The organism is Xenorhabdus santafensis, from assembly GCF_033949405.1.
In the GTDB taxonomy this organism is placed as follows: Bacteria; Pseudomonadota; Gammaproteobacteria; order Enterobacterales; family Enterobacteriaceae; genus Xenorhabdus; species Xenorhabdus santafensis.
In genome coordinates this window covers 1-592 of sequence record NZ_VCDN01000357.1, presented here as the reverse complement: position 1 = coordinate 592, position 592 = coordinate 1, and the positions used below count along the sequence as shown (strand labels likewise).

Genomic DNA, 592 nt, shown 5'->3' with positions numbered 1-592 from the left:
CTTGCAATAACTCGAGCTGATCCACCAGGAATTCCGCATTCAAAAATCATAAAATCAATTAAATTTTGTTCAATATGACTTTCAAAACGATCTAATGCATTAGCAATACTTTTCGCATGTTTATTCAAATATTTTGCTTCTTTAGTTCCAGCACCCAACCATTTTGTAAGTGTCTGTAACGCATCTCCACCATTTTTTAAGCCCCAAACAACAGCTGATTTTTTCCACCCTTGAGCTGATACATCACCATCTTCATCTAAAGAAACAGTTTGATTTACATTTTCTACTTTATAATTTGTTTGTGGGAAATTCACTACATTATTTTTTACAGGCGTTTCTGTTTCAGCTGCAAAAGAAGATAAAGGTGCAACTGTTAAAAGAGCCGCAAATGCCATTGTTGCTGGAATGATTTTTTTGAATTTAGATTTAATTTTTAACATGTATAATTCCTCCAGAAATAAATTTTTTTAACAAAGATAAGTATGTCATATTTCAAAACTCTTTTTTCTGTATATGTAAAATTGCATATACTTTTGGAAAACAAAATTAGTAATCCAATGTTGAGTTTCCCTGTTTTTGGGTGTGAGTGCTG

The 592-nt window shown here is 31.6% G+C and carries 1 protein-coding gene; it reads right to left on the bottom strand.

The genetic code is table 11. The features are described 5' to 3' along the window. Positions 1 to 440, bottom strand: a 440-nt coding sequence (locus FE392_RS22755; protein ID WP_319931951.1) for a YqxI family protein, incomplete at its 3' end; no start/stop codon positions are given. Between the last annotated feature and the right edge of the window lie 152 nt (positions 441 to 592).